We start from the raw sequence: 18,389 nt of genomic DNA, 5'->3' as shown, positions 1-18,389 counted from the left end.
TCACTGCGTCTTCTCGTCCAGCAATCCCGAAATGAAGTCGAACAGGCCAGGCCGCCTGTCGCGCCGAAGTCGCTCCGCCGCGACGATCGCGCGGACCTCGGCAAAGGCGCGGTCGAGATCGTCGTTGACGATGACGAAGTCGTATTCCTTCCAATGCTCGATCTCCAGGCGAGCGTTCTTCAGCCTGGTCTCGATGACGGATTCCTGATCCTCGGCGCGGCGCTTCAGGCGCGCCTTCAATTCCTTCATCGACGGCGGCAGGATGAAGATCGAGACGATGTCGGCGCGCATCTTCTCCTTGAGCTGTTGGGCGCCCTGCCAGTCGATGTCGAACAGCATGTCGCGGCCTTCGGCCAGCGCGATTTCCGCCGGCTCGCGCGGCGTCGCATAGCAATTGCCGTGCACCTCGGCCCATTCGAGCAGCGCGTCGGAATCGCGCAGCCGCTCGAACTCGCGCATGGAGCGGAAATGATAGTGAACGCCTTCGATCTCCGAACCGCGGCGCGGCCTCGTGGTGACGGAGACCGAAAGCTCGAGGCTTGGATCGCTCTCCAGAAGATTGCGCGCTATCGTCGACTTGCCGGCGCCCGACGGCGACGACAGCACCAGCATCAGTCCGCGGCGGCGGATGCGGGATCCCAGATCCCTGGCAGCCGTCGGCTCCTTGGCAACCATTCCCGTCACTCCAGATTCTGGACCTGTTCGCGAAACTGGTCGACCACCGCCTTGAGCTCCAGCCCGATCGCGGTGACCGCGGCGGCGTTCGACTTGGAGCACAAGGTATTCGATTCGCGATTGAATTCCTGCGCCAGAAAATCGAGCTTGCGGCCGATGGCGCCGCCGCCCTTGAGCAGCGTCCGCGCCGAAGCGACATGCGTCTTCAGCCGGTCGATCTCCTCGCGGATGTCTGCCTTGGTGGCGAGGAAGGCTGCCTCCTGGTGCAGCCGGACGGCATCGAGATTGGCCGAGGCATCCATCAACAGGCGTACCTGCTCCGTGATGCGCTCGCGGATTGCCGCAGGCTCGCGCGAGGGATCGGCTTCGGCCTTCGACGTCAGCGCCTCGATGGCGTCGATATGGCCAGAAAGCAGCGCGCCAAGTGCTGTGCCCTCGCCTTGGCGCGCCTGCTCCAGCCCGGCGAGCGCTGCCTCGAGCGCCGACAGGATCGCCGCATCAAGAGCGGCGCGCTCCTCCTCAGTCTCCACCGCCTCGGGAATGTCGAGCACGCCGCGGAGCGAGAGCAGGCCGTCGGCGGTGGCAGGCTCGGTGCCGAACTGCTCCTGCAAGCGCTTCGCCAGCCCCGCCAGATCCTTGAGGAACGCCTCGTTGACCACCGGCTGGGCTTGCCTGGCCGCGGCGCGGCCGACGGTCAATGTCGCCTGGAAATTGCCGCGCGCGAAACGCTTCTGAACGGTCTGCCGGACGGCGGTCTCCAGCCGGTCGAAACCCTGCGGCAACCTCAGCCGAACCTCGACGCTCTTGCCGTTCACCGATTTCACCTCCCAGGCGATCGAGGTGCCCTCGCTCTCGGCGGCGGACCGCGCGAAACCGGTCATGCTTTGCAGGCTCATTGCCCTGTCGTCCCTCTGTCGCAGGCCGACGCACGCGGCCCGGCGCTACACGCCTAAAAAATCGCCGGACGGTCGGGCGGCGCACCCTCAAAACATGAATATGGCGTCGCGTCAAAGGACGCGTGCGGCACGCTTATTGCGCCGCGTCGCCGCCCGCATCGCCGTTTTCGCCATTGTCGCCGGCGTCGCCGCTGTCGGCATTGCCATCAGGAGCGGCCGGGGCCGTCGTCTGGCCGGAAGCCTTGGCGGCGGCATCCGCCTGCTTCTTCTGCAGCGCCCGATAGCGGGCGACGTTCTGGTTGTGCTCTTCCAGCGTCGCGGCAAAGACGTGGCCGCCATTGCCGTCGGCGACGAAATAAAGATCGTCGGTCTTCGACGGATTGGCGACCGCTTCGAGCGCCGCGCGGCCCGGATTGGCGATCGGCGTCGGCGGCAGACCCTTGATCAAATAGGTGTTGTAGGGTGTCTGCTTTTCGATGTCGGACTGATAGATCGGCCGGTCGGCCGGTTTGCCCTTGCCGCCGAACAGACCGTAGATGATGGTCGGGTCGGATTGCAGCCGCATGCCCTTGGCCAGCCGGTTGAGGAAGACAGCGGCAACGCGCGAGCGTTCGTCGCTCCGGCCCGTTTCCTTCTCCACGATCGAGGCCAGCGTGACGAAATCATCGATGTTGGCGATCGGCAGGTCGGGCGCGCGATGCGACCAGACATCCTCGACCAGCTTCTTCTGATCGGCGACAAGCTTGTCGACCATCTGCTGGCGGGTGGCGCCGCGGGTGAAGCGCAGCGTGTCGGTGGCAATGCTGCCCTCCGGCGGCAGGCTCGCCGGCATGTCGCCGGTGAGCGCATCCTGCTCTGCGACGCGCTGCAACGCCTGCTCGACCGTCAACCCCTCGGGAATGGTGAGCGAGTACATCACCGACTTGCCGCTCTTGAAGAGCTCCATGATGTCGCGCATCGAGGCGCGCGGCTTGATGGCGTACTCACCGGCTTTCAGCGCCGATTCATTGCCGGTGGCGCGCACGCCGAGGCGGAAGATGCGGGCATCGCTGATCAGGCTGCGGCGTTCCAGCTGATCGGCGATCTCCTGCACGCCGGTGTTCGGCTTGATCATGAAGGTGTCGCCATTGGCGGACGGGCCGGGCTCGACAAATGCCTGCATGCCGAAATAAAGCGCGGCCCCCGAGGCAAGCACGAGAAGGATCGCCACGGACAGGAAGAAATTCAGGAACACCACGACCTGGCTGCGCGAGGCGCGCGAGCGCTTCGACGGCGGCGGCGTGCCGGCTTCCGGGCGCAATGCCTCGGCGGCCGTCTTGGGCACGATGGGACCTTTCGTGCCTTGCCGTCCGAAATCTCCGCCGCCCGGATTAGTGCTCCCCGGATCTGTGCTCATGGGCGCGCCCTACCGTCTGATCTTGCAACGAATCCCCCGGCAACAAGCTAGGGGAGAATTTGGCAAAAATGACGGCAGGTGGCGGGACTGCCGACTGGTTGTCCGAGCAATCCCGGGAAGAGCGTCGCGCCCTCTTCCCGGGATTGCCCCGGCTGGCCTTTCAGCCATTGTAGCGCTGGAACACGAGCGAAGCGTTGGTGCCGCCGAAACCGAAGGAATTCGACAGCGCGACGTCGATCTGGCGCTGGCGCGGCTTGTTCGGCACGAGATCGATCGCCGTCTCGCGTTCCGGATTGTCAAGATTGATCGTGGCGGGAGCGATGTTGTCGCGGATGGCAAGGATCGAGAAGATCGCTTCCGCGGCACCAGCGGCACCCAACAGATGGCCGACCGACGACTTTGTCGACGACATCGAAATCTTCGAGGCGGCATTGCCGACCAGGCGCTCGACCGCGCCAAGCTCGATCGTGTCGGCCATGGTCGAGGTGCCATGGGCATTGATGTAATCGACATCGGCCGGAGAAAGCTTCGCCCGGTTCAGCGCCGCCGTCATGCAGCGGAAGGCGCCGTCGCCATCCTCGGCGGGGGCGGTGATGTGGTAGGCGTCGCCGGTCAGCCCGTAGCCGGTGACTTCGGCGTAGATCTTGGCGCCGCGCGCCTTGGCGTGCTCGAGTTCTTCCAGCACGACCACGCCGGCGCCCTCGCCCATGACGAAGCCGTCGCGATCGCGGTCGTAGGGACGCGACGCGGTTTCGGGCGCGTCGTTACGCTCGGTTGAGAGCGCGCGGCAGGCGGCGAAGCCGGCAATCGATAGCCGGGTGACCGGCGCTTCCGCGCCGCCCGCCACCATGACGTCGGCATCGCCCCACATGATCAGCCGGGCCGCGTCGCCAATGGCGTGCGCGCCGGTCGAGCAGGCGGTGACGACCGCGTGGTTCGGGCCTTTCAGGCCGTGACGGATGGAGACCTGGCCGGAGACCAGGTTGATGATCTGCCCGGGGATGAAGAACGGGCTGATGCGGCGCGGGCCGCGATCCTTGAGGATCATCGCGTTTTCGGCGATGCCGTCGATGCCGCCGATGCCGGAGCCGATCAGCACGCCGGTGGCGCACTGGTCCTCATGCGTTTCGGGCTTCCAGCCGGAATCGGCCAGCGCCTCATCAGCGGCCGCGATGCCGTAAAGGATGAAGTCGCCGATCTTGCGCAGTTCCTTCGGCTCGAGCACGGCCTCCGGATTGAAGGTGCCGTTGGAGCCGTCGCCGCGCGGGATGATGTGGGCGATCTTGCAGGCAAGATCGTCCACTTCGAACTCGGTGACGCGGCGGCAGGCGCTGCGGCCGGAAAGCAATTCCCGCCAGCTGTGCTCGACGCCCATGCCAAACGGCGAAAGCAGGCCAAGGCCCGTGACGACGACACGCCTCATCGCAGGTCCTCCCCGGTCATGCCTGCGAAAGAACTCAGGCCGAAGCCTTGTCGATATACTTCACGGCGTCGCCGACGGTGAGGATGGTCTCGGCGGCATCGTCCGGAATCTCGACGCCGAACTCTTCTTCGAACGCCATGACGAGTTCGACCGTGTCGAGGCTGTCCGCGCCCAGGTCGTCGATGAAGCTCGCCTGCTCCGTCACCTTGTCGGCATCGACGCCGAGATGCTCGATGACGATCTTCTTGACGCGCTCTGCGGTGTCACTCATTTGGGCAATCCTCGTCTTATGTTGTCGATCTTCGTTAGCGGGCGGAATGCCGCTAATCAAGCTGAAAGATGGTCTTGCGGGCAACGCAACGCCACAGGACCGGTTTTTGCCCGAACCGCCGGGTTGCGGGCCGCATTACACGAAAAATGCCGGGCGTCCAAGCCGAAATGGCTGTTTTCACAGGCGTCCGAAACTCGGTCGGCAAGGGTCTGTTGAGATTCAGGTCAGGCCGAGCCGAGAATGGTGGGTTCCGAGAACCGGAGCGGAGCGTACTTAAAGTACGTGAGCACCGGAAGCGCAGGAAGCCGCCATTCTCGGCTCGGCCTGACCTGAATCTCAACAGACCTTAGATCATCGCCATGCCGCCATTCACATGAATAGTCTGACCGGTGACATAAGCCGCCTCATTGGAGGCGAGGTAGGCGACGGCAGACGCGACCTCGGCGCTGGTGCCCATGCGCCGGGTCGGGATCGCGGCCATGATCGTCTCTTTCTGCTTGTCGTTGAGCTTGTCGGTCATGGCCGATTCGATGAAGCCCGGGGCGACGCAGTTGACGGTGATGTTGCGGGTGGCGATCTCCTGCGCGAGCGACTTGGAAAAGCCGATCATGCCGGCCTTGGAGGCGCAGTAATTGGTCTGGCCGGGATTGCCGGTGACGCCGACCACCGAGGTGATGTTGATGATGCGGCCATGGCGGCGGCGCATCATCGGATGGGTGAGCTCGCGGGTGAGCCGGAACACGGCGGTGAGGTTGACCTCGATCACGCTGTCCCAGTCGGCGTCCGACATGCGCACGAACAGGCCGTCCTTGGTGATGCCGGCATTGTTGACCAGGATATCGACGCCCTCGAGCTCGGCCTCAGCCTTTTGGCCGAGCGCCTTCACCGCGTCGCGGTCGGTCAAATCAGCCGGAAACAGTTTTACGCGGTCGCCGAGCTCACCCGCCAAGGCTTCCAGCCTCTCCACGCGCGTGCCGTGCAGGCCGACGATGGCGCCCTGGCTGTGCAGCACCCTGGCGATCGCCTCGCCGATGCCTCCCGATGCGCCGGTGACGAGCGCCTTGCGGCCGGTCAGTTCGAACATTTTTGTTCCCTTTCAAATCGGACAGGTCACGTGCCGGACTATCTGTAGACGTCGCCTCGATGGCCGATCGTCACGACAAGAATAACCAGCCGCGTGTCTTGCACCTCGCAGATAATCCGGTAGTCCCCAACTCGGTACCTCCAGAATGTCGCCAGCGGGCCTTTAAGTGGTTTGCCTAGCTCACGCGGATTGTCGAGCTCGGCAAGTCGGTTTTCGATAAAGTCGCGGATGCGGTTGCGTGTGTGCGGATCTAGTTTTTCGACAAACTTGCGAGCCGAACGAGCATACTCAAGCGTCCAGGCCACGCCAGAAATCCTCGCTCTTTACGACATCCTCCTCACCTCGCCTGATCCGCTCAAGCACCTCGGCAGCGAGATAATAGTCCTCCACGTCTTCGAGCCCACGTTCAATGAGTTCACGCAGATAGTAGGCTTTGCTGCGGCCGGTCTTGGCGGCAAGAAAGTCCAAGCGTTCTTCAATCTCGGGCGCCAGGCGGATGGATGTCGGCACGATGACCTCCGTGAATACATGTATTCATTTACCGCTTTGCGGCTGAAAGTTCAAGCTTTGATGATCATCCCAGCGCCGCCAGCGCCGCCTCGACGTCCGCCGCCGTGCCGACGGCGCCGGTGGCGATGTCGCGGTTGATGCGGCGCGCCAGGCCGGACAGCACCTTGCCGGCGCCGATCTCGTAGAGCGTCGCGACACCATTGGCGCCGAACCATTCCACCGTCTCGCGCCAACGCACACGGCCGGTCACCTGCTGGACCAGGCGGCGGGCGATCTCGTCCGGGTCGCTGGTCGGCGTCACGGTAACGTTGGAGACGACCGGGACCACCGGCGCCTGCTTTGCCACGCCCGCCAGCGCCTCGCTCATGATGTCGGCCGCAGGCGCCATCAGCGCCGAATGGAAGGGGGCCGAGACCTGCAGCATCAGCGCCCGCTTGGCGCCTTTTTCGATGCACAGCTTCGCCGCCAGCTCGACCGCCGCCTTGGCGCCCGAAATCACCAGCTGGCCGCCGCCATTGTCGTTGGCGACCTGGCAGACGGAGCCCTTGGCCGCTTCCGCGCACGCTGCTTCGACATCGGCCTGCTCGAGGCCGATGATGGCAGCCATGGCGCCCTCGCCGGCCGGCACCGCAGCCTGCATGGCGTTGCCGCGGGTCCTGAGCAGCTTCGCCGCATCGCCGACCGAGACGAAGCCGGCCGCGGCAAGCGCGGAATATTCGCCCAGCGAATGGCCCGCCACATAGGCCACCTTGTCCTTCAGCGAGAAGCCGCGCGCTTCGAGCGCCCGCATCGCCGCCAGCGACACCGCCATCAGCGCCGGCTGGGCGTTGGCGGTCAGCGTCAGCGTCTCTTCCGGCCCTTCCCAGATCAGCTTCGACAGGCTTTCGCCGAGCGCGGCGTCCACTTCCTCGAAGACGCGGCGCGCTTCCGGGAATTGATCCGCGAGGTCCTTGCCCATGCCGACGGCCTGGCTGCCCTGTCCCGGAAAGGTGAATGCGACGGCCATTTTTGGTCTCTCCAGAGGCTGGTTTTTCCCTGCCTCTGGCGCAAGGCGGACGGCCAAGTCAAGCCCGCGGGTATCCCTTCAAGCCGTATTTCAGCCGGAAAACCCGGCTGACTCCCTGTTCCGAAAGGCTTTTTGGCGATCACACCTGATGAAAACCGCTCACGTTTACTTTGCTGGCTCTTCTTATTTCCGCCACAGGCGCTAGCTTTGCGTGACATTTTGATGACAGAGCCGTGACGCGCGTGGAAGGCGTGTTGCGTGGGCCGGGGGAAGTAGAGTGGCAAGGATCAGGAAAGGCACGGCCAAGCCCGTGCCTCAATTTTTGGAAGACGATCCGTCCACCGGCTACCTGCCGGGGCGGCCCTGGCCGACCGTACGCTACGGCCTTGCGACACTTCTCGTCTCCGCCCTGCTCGTCTTCGCAATCGAATGGATCGTGCGCGGCGATTTCTTCGGCACAGTCGATTTCTTCCTGCAGCCGTTCAAGCCGGGCTGGACCACCATCATCGTCTTTGCGCTGGTGCTGATCGGGCTCGACGCCGTGATTGGCCGCAGCCACCAGAGCCTGATGATCGTGGCGCCGCTAACGCTGGCGCTGGCCTTTGTCGGACACCAGAAATCGCGTTATCTCGGCGATCCGCTCTACCCGACGGATTTCCTGTTTGCCCGCCAGATCATGGCGCTGATGCCGCTTCTGGTGCGCGAACGGCCATGGACGGCCATCATGCTGGCCGCGGCAATCGTCGGCGGGCTGGCGCTGCTGGTCTATGGCTGGCGGACCTGGCGCCGGCGGGTGCCGATCCTCAGCCGCAAGGGCCGCCTGGCGCGGCTGGCGCTTGCCGTGCCGCTGCTCGCCTTCTTCGTCTCGATCATGGACTACGCCACCTTCTCCTGGACGCGCGACCGGCTGCAGATCATCCCGATCATGTGGGACCAGAAGGAGAACTACGCCTCGAACGGCTTTGCGCTGGCCTTCGCGATGAATGTGCCGATGGCGCATGTCTCGGCCCCGCCCGGCTATTCCGACAAGACGATGGCCGCGATCCAGCGCACCGGCGTCGCCGCCTCAGTGCCGGATGAGAAGCCCGATATCGTCGTGGTGATGAGCGAATCCTTCTGGGATCCGACGCAGTTGCCCGGCGTCAGCATCAAGCCGGATCCGATCCCGACCGTGCGCGCCCTGCGCTCCGGCTCAATGTTCTCGCCTGAGTTCGGCGGCATGACCGCCAATATCGAATTCGAGGCGCTGACCGGCTTCTCCAACGCCTTCCTGCCGGCCGGCTCGATCCCCTACCAGCAATATGTGCGCACGCCGACGCCGTCGCTGGCGACCTTCCTGAAGAGCGAGGGCTACCGGGCGCGCGCCATCCATCCCGGCACCAACTGGTTCTGGAACCGGGGCGCCGTCTATGCCGATTTCGGCTTCAGCGACTTCCGCTCCGAAGAGACGCTGCCGCCCATGGAAAAGCGCGGGCCGCTGGCTTCCGACGCGGCGATGACCGATGAGATCATCCGCGAGGCCGACGCCAGCGACGATCCGGTGTTCCTGTTCGCCGTCAGCCTGCAGAACCACGGCCCTTACGAGCCCTACCGCTATTACAATCCGACACATTCGGTCGATGCGCCGATCAGTTCCTGGGCGCGGGAATCGCTGCTTTCCTATGCCGAGGGCTCGGGCGACGCCGACCGCGGCCTGCAGCGGCTGATCGACTGGGCGAAGAAGCGCGAGCGGCCGACCGTCATCGCCTTCTTCGGCGACCACCTGCCGCCGCTCGGACCCGTCTATGTCGAGACCGGCTTCCTCAAGGACAATGTCGCGCCACGCAAGGAGTCGAATCCGGAAGCCGCGCTCGAACACCACGACACGCCGCTGGTCATCTGGTCGAACCGCTCCGGTCCGGTGCAGAACCTGGGCGCCGTGAGTCCGGCCTTCCTGCCCTATCACATCCTGACCACAGCCGGCATCACGCACCCCTATTACACCGGCTTCCTCGGCGCGCTGCGCGAGCATTACCGGGTGGTCGACCGCAACCTGCTCCTGTCGCCCGCGGGCGAAGCGACGCCGGACTGGGCGAGGCAGAAGCAGATCGACCCGAAGATCAACGACTTCCGGCTCATCCAATACGACATGATGTTCGGCAAGCGCCACTCGGCGCCCGACTTCTTCCCCGAGACGGTGAACAAGCTCGTCGCGCATACGAGCTGAGGCGGGGGGCGATTGGAGCCCGCCGCCAGGGTCCGCGGCCTCATCCCCGCCGATGCTCGGTCACCCTGGTGCTGCCCGGCGAGAACCAGGCCGCCAGCACGGGCAACGCTCCTCGAGGGTCGCAGTGGCCACACATGAACAGGTCGATGGCCGCGTAGCCGGTTTCGGGCCAAGTGTGGATGCTGATATGGGATTCGGCGAGCACGACGACGCCGGTGATGCCGGCGCCCTCGCCGAAATTGTGCAACATGACGCCCAGCACCGTTGCACCGCAGGCTGCCGCCGCTTCGCGCAATGCGCGCTCGATCCCCTCGGCATCCCGCAGACCGCGGCATTGCCAGAAATCGACGAGAAGATGCAGGCCGGGGGCGAAGGGTTGCGCTTGCACGGCCTGAGGCTCAACGGTCAATGGAGTGTCCATCAGGCGAGTATCCATCAGGGCCGCCCCGTTTCGTGAGCAAACAGCACCTGCTTCCAGTTGGTGTTCCTGGCCTGCATGCGCCAGATCACTGCATCGAGGATGTAATGGGTGGCCTGGGGCACGGCGAGCAGCGGCGCCAGCCAGATCAGCGCGTCGGAAGAACCGAGCGACGGCAGGCCGCTGAAGATGCCGAAGAGGCCGCCATGCTCGCGCCAGACGAACCCATCCCAGAGCCCCTCCTCCAGATAGGCGAGGCCGAAGAGAGCGGCCATGTAGAGAGGCGCCGCGCGCCAGATGAACAGCCTGGCGATCCATGGCGCCAGCAGGGAACTGCGGCCGCCTTGCAGCCGCGCCTGGTTGCGGCCATAGCCCCAAATCAAAGCGATATAGGGAATGCCGTGCGCGATGATGTTGGTGCCCGTGAAAACGAGGTCGTTGTCAAACAGCACGATGCCGATGAACCAGGACGCCGCGGTGCCGACGAGCAGCAAATTGCGCGGCAGGTTGAAGCCGACGCCGCGGCGCAGCAACGCGGTCTCCTTGACGACGTAAGCGGCCAGGATGGCGCCGTAGGCGAAGCCCGCGAGGGTAGCAAGTAGCGGCAGGTCGAGGCGGATGAAATCGCCATCGATGAACCAGGAAAACTGCCGCTGATGGCAATGCCAGTAAATCAGCGGATAAAGCGTGGCGCCGTAGATCGCGGTCTTGTCGATCCGGCGAAAGAGCGGCGGCAGGCCGCGCTCCCCGCGGGCATAGATCATCATGAACCCGTATTGCTGGCGCACGAAGTGGAACACGGCAGCGTAGGCGAGCACGCGCCAGAACACCATGCTTCCGCACCAGTAAAGCAGGCAGCCTCCTAGCCAGGCGATCAGAGGTGTCAAGCCATAGAGCCAGGGCCGCGCGCTCAGCTCGGCGCGGTCGAGATAAGTGCGGAACAGAGTCGAATATACGTGAGCCACGTCGACGCCGACCACAAGCACCAGCCAGACGAAGGGCGACGTCTCGCTCGGCGCGCGCCCGGACAGGGACCAGGCCACGGCTGCCAGCGTCACCACCAGCGCTGGCGCCAGGATGAAGCCAAGGTCAAAACGAGCGGAGAATATCCATGGTTGCCCCTTGAGAAAGGAATGGGCCATCACAGCACCGTCTCGAAGGGATGGGCCAGATAGGCCATGACGTTTTCGGCCGCCCTAACCCCATGGGTATAGGCCTCCTCGAAGATGGAGATGCCGCTCATGTCTGAATGCGCAGTGAAGACAGGCGGCGTCTGGACAAGACCCGCGCGCCGCTGCGCGCCCCAGATGAAGCCCGGTGCGGGCCGTATCATCGCATGCCCCCAAACCCAGACGTCGACCCGCCGGACATGGCCTTCGAGTTCGGGATGGACCGCCAGAAGCTCCTTGAGGAAGATGCCCTGCCAAGCCTGCAGCGGTCGCGCGAAAGCTTCCCGGCGCGCCTCCTCCGGCGGCAGGTGACTGAGCGGCCAGTAATATGTCAACACTGTCTTCGTCGGGCGCATCTGGGTGATCTGGTGGGTTGCCACGACATAACCGAGCAGCGGGCTGTCGAAGACGACATTGTCCCAGCTCAGGCCGGCCCCCGCGCCGCCCGGCATGCTATCGAGCGTGATGTTGGCCACAGCCCAAGGCACATAGGAAAAACCTGCGCCAAGACTTGCATCCTTCGTCAGCCGCGCGGTGACGAAATGCGGCGTCGCCAGCACCACGGCCTTCGCCTCGACGCGGAAGGTCTTGTCCGCGGCCGCATCCCACACGCCGACCGCCACGCCAGCTCCAAGCCTTTCGACGGCAAAGGCCAGCGCCCGCGGCTGCACGCGTGAGCCCAGGACCTTCGCAAGGCGCTGGGCGAGATAGCCATTGCCTTCCGGCCAAGTGACCAGGCCCTGCTCGTCGGCATCGGCTGCCCTGCCATTGCGGGAAGCGAAGTAGTGGATGCCGGCCCAGGCCGAGACATCCTTCGAGCGCGTGCCATAGTCGTCGCGGCAGCAATAGTCGACATACCAGGCGAGCCCTGGCGAGCGATAGCCTTCGCGCTCCATCCAGTCCGTCATGGCGATGGCATCGAGCGCCATCAGGTCGGCGTCCTGCGAACTCAGGTCGAGCGGAATGGCGAAGGCGCGCCGGCCGTCGCTGCCGACGCGGCGGCGGAAGTCGCGCATCGCGGCGAAGAAGCGTCCGGTCTCCGCGTCCTCCTCAGCTGTGATGCCTATCGACGGCACCAGGCCGTCCTGCCAGCGCCCGTAGCGGTAGAGGCGCTCGGAAGGCGCGGCGCAGAGGGCGTATTCGTCATAGATCGGCGCGCCGGTCGGGTCTTGACCGGTGATGATGCCGAAATCTTCGAACAGTGCCCGCACCGCCTTGGCTTCCTGGGTGAGCAGCGGCACGTAATGGGCACCCCAGGGAAAGGCGCAGTCCTCGTTGCGGCCGCTGGCGGCATTGCCGCCGGGGGCAGCTTCGAGATCGAGCAGCAGGAAATCGTCGTAGCCGGCCTTGGCGAGGCGGTAGCCGGCGGCCAAGCCCGCTATGCCGCCACCGACGATCACGACATCGGTCCGGCGAAGCTCGCCTGGCGCGGCGAAGGCGCCGCCGCGAAGCCTGTGACCGATGGATGAGGAGGCGCCGACGAGCTCGCCCGGTATGGCACCGCCCTCCCCGGCGCCGGACAGCGCCCTTCTCGCCAGTCCGGAACCGGCAAGGCCGAGCGACGCGGCTCCAAGCGCCAGGAACTGCTTGCGGGTGATCCGGCTCATGGCGAGGCTGCCCCGGCGCGCCGACGCAGAGACAGGCGTGTCAGCAGCGACGCATTCGCCATCGCTCGCGGCGCCGACCGCGTGGTCGACATGCTCGGGTGCGTCGTCTTCAAAGGCGGCGCTCCTTGCAGGTCTTCGGACCGCCGATCCGGGTCTCAATAAATGAGATAATCACCCCACTCCTCGTCGAAATAGCGCACCAGCGGCTGGTCATCGAGGCGCTGGATGGCGGTGGCGACATGCGCCATGTCGGGCGGAAACCGGAACATCGCGTTCATGGTCGGCAGGTCGAGGAAGCGCAGCCCCTCGGGCAAATGGTCCGGTACCCGGTAGGGCGAGAGCGAGCCGATGATGAACCCCCACTCGCCGAAGGACGGCACGAACAGATGATAGGCGGCGGTCTGGTAACCGGCTGCCGCCAGCGTATTGTCGACGCACCAGAAGGATTTGCGCGCAACCAGCGGCGAGGTGCTCTGGATGACCACGATGCCGTCATCGTTCAGCGCCGATTTCAGCTGGCGATAGAAGGTGAGCGAATACAGCTTGCCGATCGAGAAATTGGACGGGTCCGGCAAGTCGATGATCACTGCGTCGAAGCGCTGATCGGCGGGCTTCCGTTCCCGGAGCCAGAGAAAGGCGTCGGCGTTGATCAGTGTCAACTTGGGCGAGGACAGCGCGCCGCCATTGAGAGCCCTCATCAACTCATTGCTCGAAAACAGGCGCGTCATGGCGGGGTCGAGATCGACCATCGTCACTGCCTCGACAGCCGGATACTTCAAGACTTCCCGGAGCGCCAAGCCGTCGCCGCCGCCGATGATCAGCACCTTGCGTGGCACCTTCAGCGCGCTCATCACCGGATGCACCAGCGCTTCGTGGTAGCGGTATTCGTCCAGCGACGAGAATTGCAGGTTCGAATTGAGGAAGAGGCGGATATCGCGCTGCTGACGCGTGACCACGATGCGTTGGTAGGGCGTCGACTCAGCGAAGATCACCGTGCCCGGATAAATGGCAGCCTCCGAGATCGACTGGATGCGTTCCGACCAGATGAAGCCGGCCGCCAGCAACGCAAGCACGGTGAAGCCAGCAACCTTGTGCGCGCCCCGCCGAGGTATCACCTCGGCCCTGAGGGCATAGAGCATCCAGATCGCCACCATGGTGTTCAGGATGCCGAACAGGAAGGCAGAGCGGATCAGGCCGAGATGCGGTACCAGCACCAGCGGGAAAAGCAGGGAGGCGAAGAGCGCGCCGATATAGTCGAAGGTGAAGACCTTGGAGACCAGGTCCTTGAAGGCAAGCCGGCCCTCCAGGATGCGTAGCAGCAGGGGAATTTCGACACCGACTAGGATGCCGATCACGCCGACCAGGAAATAGAGCCAGAGGCGAAAGGAGGCGACCTGGTCGAACAGGATGAAGAGTGCCGCGGCCGACGAACCGCCAATCGCTCCGACCATCAGCTCGATGCGGACGAAATAAGCGAGCAGGTTGCGTTCGATGTAGCGCGAGAGCCACGACCCTACCCCCATGGCAAACAGATAGGCGCCGATAATGGTGGAGAACTGCGTGACCGAATCGCCGAGCAGGTAGCTCGCCAGCGTGCCGGCGATCAATTCGTAGACCAGCCCGCAGGTCGCAATGACGAAGGCCGAGAAGAGGAGCAGGATTTCCACGAAAGCGCCTTACGCCAACTTGCCGGAGGATCGCCTGTCAGCCGTGAATGGCCGAGGCGATGATGAGGGCGATACCAATCGCCACGGCCCCCAGGAAGATCGCCAGCGCCATGTTCTGCTTTTCGCAGATTTCTTTCCACACCTGCACTTTCGGGGTCAGCAGATCAAGCACCATGAAGGCGACGACGAAGACGACGAGGCCCAAGCCCGAATAGACCAGAGAGGCGACGACGAGTTTCAAATCGATCAGACCGGTTGCATCCATTGAAGTCCCCTATTTGTGGTACTCGTTGACGCCACGGTTGGCGGTCTGCTTCCCGTTGAACATGGCGGTGATGGCATAGCCGTTGAAGTTGGCCGCCGACATGCCGAGCACGATCAGCGCGGCATAGATCATCTGCAGCTTACTCATGTCTTTCCCCTCGCATCACTCGGCAACGCCTCCCTTTTCCCACCGCGATTTCTCGAACGTTATTCGCCTGATCATGCTGATGGCCGGCACGATCAGCAACAGCGCCATGGCAATGAGGTAGTTCGACCAAATCGGCACGTCGTATCGAATGGCGATGGTGACGGGCTGCGTCGACGCAGACAGCGATGGCGGCTTGGAGAACAGCCCCGCATCGGGATCTATCAGCAGTTTGTAGGTGCCGGGCGGCACCGGCGGCAGCAGCACCGTGTCGCTATTGCCCCCCTCCTCCCAGGCGCCGTCGGAATCAGTTCCACTGTAATGTTCGAGTGCCCGGAATACCGAATAGCTCTGGTTGGTCTCGATGTTGACGAGCGCCATGTCGAGTTCGAGCCAATCATTATTGAGGCTCGAATAGGTGTCGATCTCGACATTGCCCTCTCTTTCCAGTCGGAAGGACGCGGATGAAAGGGTCTTGCCTTTGTCGGCGGGGGTCAAATTGTAAGTTTGGCGATCGATGAGCGCATTTGCCGAGATCGCCAGCGAGGTGAATTGCAGCATCGTGGCTGCGATCACCGCCAAGACAATGATCGTGAGTGCCGGCTTGTGCGGGTTGACCTGACTTACGCCGGCGGACGAAGGCGTGGGCAGGGGCACATTGAAAGCTGCGGCGACGATGCTCGCATCGATATATTCTCCCTCCGAGACGATGATCTCCTCGTCGTTGCGCTCAACCATCAGCCGGTAGGGCGGCGCGATATAGTCGGTTACGGCGGTGACGTCCGAGGTCGATGCGCGCCAGAAGAATTCGCCGGCGACATAGGTGGTGCGCGCAAAACCCTTGCCGAAGAACTGGTAGCTGCGGCCATTCGCGTCGATCCAGCCTTGATCGCCAGCCCCCGGCACATCGCGATTGAGCATCTTGACCAAGGTCCAATGGCCGTATTCTTCGGCCAGGAAGCAGTAGCCATGGTAAGGGTTGAACAGCAGGTACTCGGTCCACTGAAAGTCGCCGGGGCCGTCGCAACGCCGCATATAGCCGACGACTTCCCAGTCGACATCCTTGAGCCGGGCCCGCGCGCCGATCGGGATCTCGGCACCCTGCATCGCCGACCGCGCCGTCTGGATGATGCTCAGGTTCTCGTCGGCCACGTCGATCAGCGACGAGCACTGGCTGCAGGTGGCGGTGATCGACTGGCCGACCGCACGCAGCGTGACCGGCCCGCCGCAATTCGGGCAGGCAAAGGTGCGCGGCCTGCCAGGCGCACGCGGTGGCGGCACCGGCTCCGAGGACGGGACGGTCGAAGGCTCGCCGTCCATCACCATCCCTCCAACGGTCGCAGATTGGTGAAGCGGAAGTCGTCCCATTCCACATAGCGGCCGACATAGGCGCGGCCCTCGCGTCCGTCATGATCGAGCGTGGCGAACTCACCTTCCTTGCCGATGCAGTCGACGGCAACCGTCCGCCGGCCTTTGGGCGCCGTGAAGGGCAGTTCGCCTTCCGAGCCCAGGCAGGTCGCCAGCTTGATGTCGACCGCGCGCAGCGTGGTGCCACCAAGTTCCACCGTGAAGCCCGGCCGTACTTCGTCGGCACCCTCGCCGCCCATCAACAGCGGCAGACAATATTCGAAGGTCTGGGTAACGTCCCGGGGCAAGGCGCCTTCCAGTTCGAAGCTGATGGAGAAGGATCCTTGCGCCTCGCCGATCCAGCCGCGCCGGCCATCCGCCATCAGCAGGTGCCATTCGTTCCACAGCCCGTCGCGCCAGCCGATTTTCAGCCGTCCGATGAGGGTGAAGGGCTGGTCCTCGAAATAGCCGCCGCTGCCGAGCTGCAGCGGGCTCATGTCGTCCGGCAGCGCCGCCATCACGCCGATCGACCTCACGTCAACATCAGTGCGCACCACCATGGATTGGCAATAGGCGCAGACGGCATAGACTGATTGAGCTGACCGGAAGATCAGCTCCGCACCGCAGGACGGGCAGTCGAACTTGCGCATGAAAACCCTGAGTTGGCGGTTGGCTGCGCCGGATCCACCGGCGACGACAAGGATTTCGAAACCGGACCTGTCCGCTGGCTCACTTGATCCGAGACAGCAGTTCGGCCTTCTTGGCGTCGAATTCCTGCTGCGTCAGAATTCCCTTGGCGAGCAGACCGCCGAGCTTTTCGAGAAGCTGTATGGGATCCTCGGCCGGCTGGGCCGGCGCCGCCTGCGATGCCGGAGCGGCGGGATTGCCGAGACCTTGCGCCATGGCCTGGCCGATCGCCATGCCGGCTCCAAGACCGGCCCCCGCCCCCGCCAGGCCGCCCGGATTCTCGGCGGCGATCGGGATCGATTCGGCGGTCTGGAACTGGGCGTAGCGATTGAGGTCGCCCAGCATGTTCATCGAGCTTACCTTGTCGAGGACGCGTTGGAGTTCCTCGGGCAGCGACAGGCTCTGCACGTAGAAGCTCTTGACCTCGATACCGTAAGCCTGGAGTGCCGGGCCGATCGCCTCGGCCAGTTGCTTTGAGAAGGCCTCCTGATTGGCAGCCATGTCGATAAAGCCGACTCTGCTTTGGCCGAGCGTGGTGGCGATGGCCGTGAGGATGATGCCGCGTAACTGCCCTTCGATCATTTCGGAGGTGGAGCGCTCGGCCGTGCCTACCAGGCGCGACCAGAACGCTTCGATATCGCCGATAGCATAGGAATAGTTGCCGAAGGCGCGGATGCGGATCGGCCCATATTCCTTATCGCGAATGGTCAGGGGCTGGGTTGTGCCCCATTTGCGGTCGACCTGGTCCTTGGTGTCGAAGAAATACACGTCCGACTTAAAGGGAGACTGGAAGAACTTGTCCCAGTTCCTCAGATAGGTCAGTACCGGCAGCGTCTGGGTATTGAGCGTGTAGGTGCCCGGCCCGAAGATGTCAGCGATTCTCCCTTCGTTGAAGAAGGCCGCCTTCTGCGTCTCGCGCACCACGAGTTGCCCGCCGTTCTGGATTTCCATGCCCGACATGGGGAAACGGAAGGCCAAAACACCCGGCTCATCGGCAGTCCACTGGATGACGTCGATAAATTGCTTGGAAATGAAGTCCAGAATGCCCATGCCCGTTCGCTCCATTTCGACCTGTCTAAACCCGGAGACAGCCTATCCGATCCAGCACGGCTGGCAAATGAGGAAGATTAAGCGAAGACCTCGAGGCGCCGCGGCAATTGGCCCTTTAGTAACCGGTCGATACGATCGGACACAACCACTTTGCGAGGTAGATTCGGCCCATGTCTGCTCAGTTATGCGGCCGCCCCGGAGGCAAGCACGCCATGGCTTAAAGGCGGCGCTCAGCCCCCATTCAATTGGTGAGCTGCAACCTGGAGAATTTGTTGGCGATGGTCTGGAAGACGTTGGGCAGCTTGGCTGGGTCCTCGACGGCGTAATAGTCACTGCAGTGTGCCGGCCTCCTCCATCCTCGAAAGATCGCCACTATTCCAGCGGCCTATCCCGAAACTTCTGCATTCTCCAGTCCTGTAGCCATGCTGTCCGTCCCAGCCTCCATTCGCTGGCGATAGGACCGGACAACTCGTGTGCTAACTAACCCGAGCAACTCATGTGCTTACGACAATCCTAGCTGCCGGCCTTGCCTTCCCGCGAAATTGCTGTATAGACGCGCCCAATCTGC

The 18,389-nt window shown here is 63.9% G+C and carries 19 protein-coding genes; 1 reads left to right on the top strand and 18 read right to left on the bottom strand.

Features of this window, described 5'->3' with window-relative positions; all coding sequences use genetic code 11:
* The 9 genes from gmk to fabD form a co-directional block, all read right to left on the bottom strand.
* On the bottom strand, nucleotides 1-675 hold the full coding sequence (gene gmk, locus EN862_RS14015; protein WP_127864921.1) for a guanylate kinase: 675 nt from the start codon (nucleotides 673-675) through the stop codon (nucleotides 1-3).
* Nucleotides 676-680: 5 nt separating this feature from the next.
* On the bottom strand, nucleotides 681-1,571 hold the full coding sequence (locus EN862_RS14010) for a YicC/YloC family endoribonuclease (RefSeq protein WP_127864920.1): 891 nt from the start codon (nucleotides 1,569-1,571) through the stop codon (nucleotides 681-683).
* Between the two features lie 133 nt (nucleotides 1,572-1,704).
* Nucleotides 1,705-2,967, bottom strand: coding sequence for an endolytic transglycosylase MltG (gene mltG, locus EN862_RS14005; protein ID WP_127864919.1), 1,263 nt, complete (start codon nucleotides 2,965-2,967; stop codon nucleotides 1,705-1,707).
* Nucleotides 2,968-3,127: 160 nt separating this feature from the next.
* Nucleotides 3,128-4,390, bottom strand: a complete 1,263-nt coding sequence (gene fabF / locus EN862_RS14000) for a beta-ketoacyl-ACP synthase II (RefSeq protein ID WP_127304513.1) — start codon at nucleotides 4,388-4,390, stop codon at nucleotides 3,128-3,130.
* Nucleotides 4,391-4,424: 34 nt separating this feature from the next.
* The gene (locus tag EN862_RS13995) at nucleotides 4,425-4,661 is read right to left on the bottom strand and encodes an acyl carrier protein (RefSeq protein ID WP_006203723.1); all 237 of its coding nucleotides are present in this window, start codon (nucleotides 4,659-4,661) and stop codon (nucleotides 4,425-4,427) included.
* Between the two features lie 346 nt (nucleotides 4,662-5,007).
* On the bottom strand, nucleotides 5,008-5,745 hold the full coding sequence (gene fabG, locus EN862_RS13985) for a 3-oxoacyl-[acyl-carrier-protein] reductase (RefSeq protein ID WP_127864917.1): 738 nt from the start codon (nucleotides 5,743-5,745) through the stop codon (nucleotides 5,008-5,010).
* A gap of 38 nt (nucleotides 5,746-5,783) precedes the next feature.
* Entirely contained in the window at nucleotides 5,784-6,050 is a 267-nt protein-coding gene (locus EN862_RS13980; RefSeq protein ID WP_127864916.1) for a type II toxin-antitoxin system RelE/ParE family toxin, read from the bottom strand.
* Nucleotides 6,034-6,255, bottom strand: coding sequence for a ribbon-helix-helix protein, CopG family (locus EN862_RS13975; RefSeq protein WP_127864915.1), 222 nt, complete (start codon nucleotides 6,253-6,255; stop codon nucleotides 6,034-6,036). The genes EN862_RS13980 and EN862_RS13975 overlap by 17 nt, the downstream gene beginning before the upstream one ends.
* A 64-nt stretch (nucleotides 6,256-6,319) precedes the next feature.
* Complete coding sequence (gene fabD, locus EN862_RS13970; protein ID WP_127864914.1) at nucleotides 6,320-7,261, bottom strand: ACP S-malonyltransferase; 942 nt, start codon at nucleotides 7,259-7,261, stop codon at nucleotides 6,320-6,322.
* A 277-nt stretch (nucleotides 7,262-7,538) separates the two neighbouring features.
* Between fabD and EN862_RS13965 the strand changes: the two genes are divergently transcribed.
* The gene (locus tag EN862_RS13965; protein ID WP_127864913.1) at nucleotides 7,539-9,467 is read left to right on the top strand and encodes an LTA synthase family protein; all 1,929 of its coding nucleotides are present in this window, start codon (nucleotides 7,539-7,541) and stop codon (nucleotides 9,465-9,467) included.
* 40 nt (nucleotides 9,468-9,507) lie between these two features.
* Here the strand turns inward: EN862_RS13965 and speD are convergent, their stop codons facing one another.
* The 9 genes from speD to EN862_RS13925 form a co-directional block, all read right to left on the bottom strand.
* Nucleotides 9,508-9,903 carry an adenosylmethionine decarboxylase gene (speD, locus tag EN862_RS13960; RefSeq protein WP_210235663.1) on the bottom strand — a complete coding sequence of 132 codons (396 nt, stop codon included), beginning with the start codon at nucleotides 9,901-9,903 and terminating at the stop codon, nucleotides 9,508-9,510.
* On the bottom strand, nucleotides 9,903-11,027 hold the full coding sequence (locus tag EN862_RS13955) for a hypothetical protein (RefSeq protein ID WP_127864912.1): 1,125 nt from the start codon (nucleotides 11,025-11,027) through the stop codon (nucleotides 9,903-9,905). Before EN862_RS13955 ends, speD begins: the two co-directional genes overlap by 1 nt.
* Entirely contained in the window at nucleotides 11,027-12,661 is a 1,635-nt protein-coding gene (locus tag EN862_RS13950) for an FAD-dependent oxidoreductase (protein ID WP_127864911.1), read from the bottom strand. Before EN862_RS13950 ends, EN862_RS13955 begins: the two co-directional genes overlap by 1 nt.
* Nucleotides 12,662-12,816: 155 nt before the next feature.
* Nucleotides 12,817-14,328 (bottom strand): polyamine aminopropyltransferase, encoded by a 1,512-nt coding sequence (locus tag EN862_RS13945; protein ID WP_127864910.1) that lies wholly within the window; start codon nucleotides 14,326-14,328, stop codon nucleotides 12,817-12,819.
* A 37-nt stretch (nucleotides 14,329-14,365) separates the two neighbouring features.
* Nucleotides 14,366-14,593 (bottom strand): DUF350 domain-containing protein, encoded by a 228-nt coding sequence (locus EN862_RS13940; RefSeq protein ID WP_189401790.1) that lies wholly within the window; start codon nucleotides 14,591-14,593, stop codon nucleotides 14,366-14,368.
* A 9-nt stretch (nucleotides 14,594-14,602) separates the two neighbouring features.
* The gene (locus EN862_RS36120; protein WP_189401787.1) at nucleotides 14,603-14,740 is read right to left on the bottom strand and encodes a hypothetical protein; all 138 of its coding nucleotides are present in this window, start codon (nucleotides 14,738-14,740) and stop codon (nucleotides 14,603-14,605) included.
* Between the two features lie 15 nt (nucleotides 14,741-14,755).
* Nucleotides 14,756-16,057 (bottom strand): DUF4178 domain-containing protein, encoded by a 1,302-nt coding sequence (locus EN862_RS13935; RefSeq protein WP_189401784.1) that lies wholly within the window; start codon nucleotides 16,055-16,057, stop codon nucleotides 14,756-14,758.
* Nucleotides 16,057-16,734 carry a DUF4178 domain-containing protein gene (locus EN862_RS13930; RefSeq protein WP_127864908.1) on the bottom strand — a complete coding sequence of 226 codons (678 nt, stop codon included), beginning with the start codon at nucleotides 16,732-16,734 and terminating at the stop codon, nucleotides 16,057-16,059. Before EN862_RS13930 ends, EN862_RS13935 begins: the two co-directional genes overlap by 1 nt.
* 79 nt (nucleotides 16,735-16,813) lie before the next feature.
* Nucleotides 16,814-17,821, bottom strand: coding sequence for an SPFH domain-containing protein (locus EN862_RS13925; protein WP_127864907.1), 1,008 nt, complete (start codon nucleotides 17,819-17,821; stop codon nucleotides 16,814-16,816).
* Nucleotides 17,822-18,389: the final 568 nt, after the last annotated feature.

Origin of the sequence: Mesorhizobium sp. M2E.F.Ca.ET.219.01.1.1, assembly GCF_004016445.2 — a bacterium.
Classification (GTDB): domain Bacteria; phylum Pseudomonadota; class Alphaproteobacteria; order Rhizobiales; family Rhizobiaceae; genus Mesorhizobium.
The sequence above is the reverse complement of the archived record's forward strand: the minus strand, read 5'-3'. Positions and strand labels throughout refer to the sequence as shown.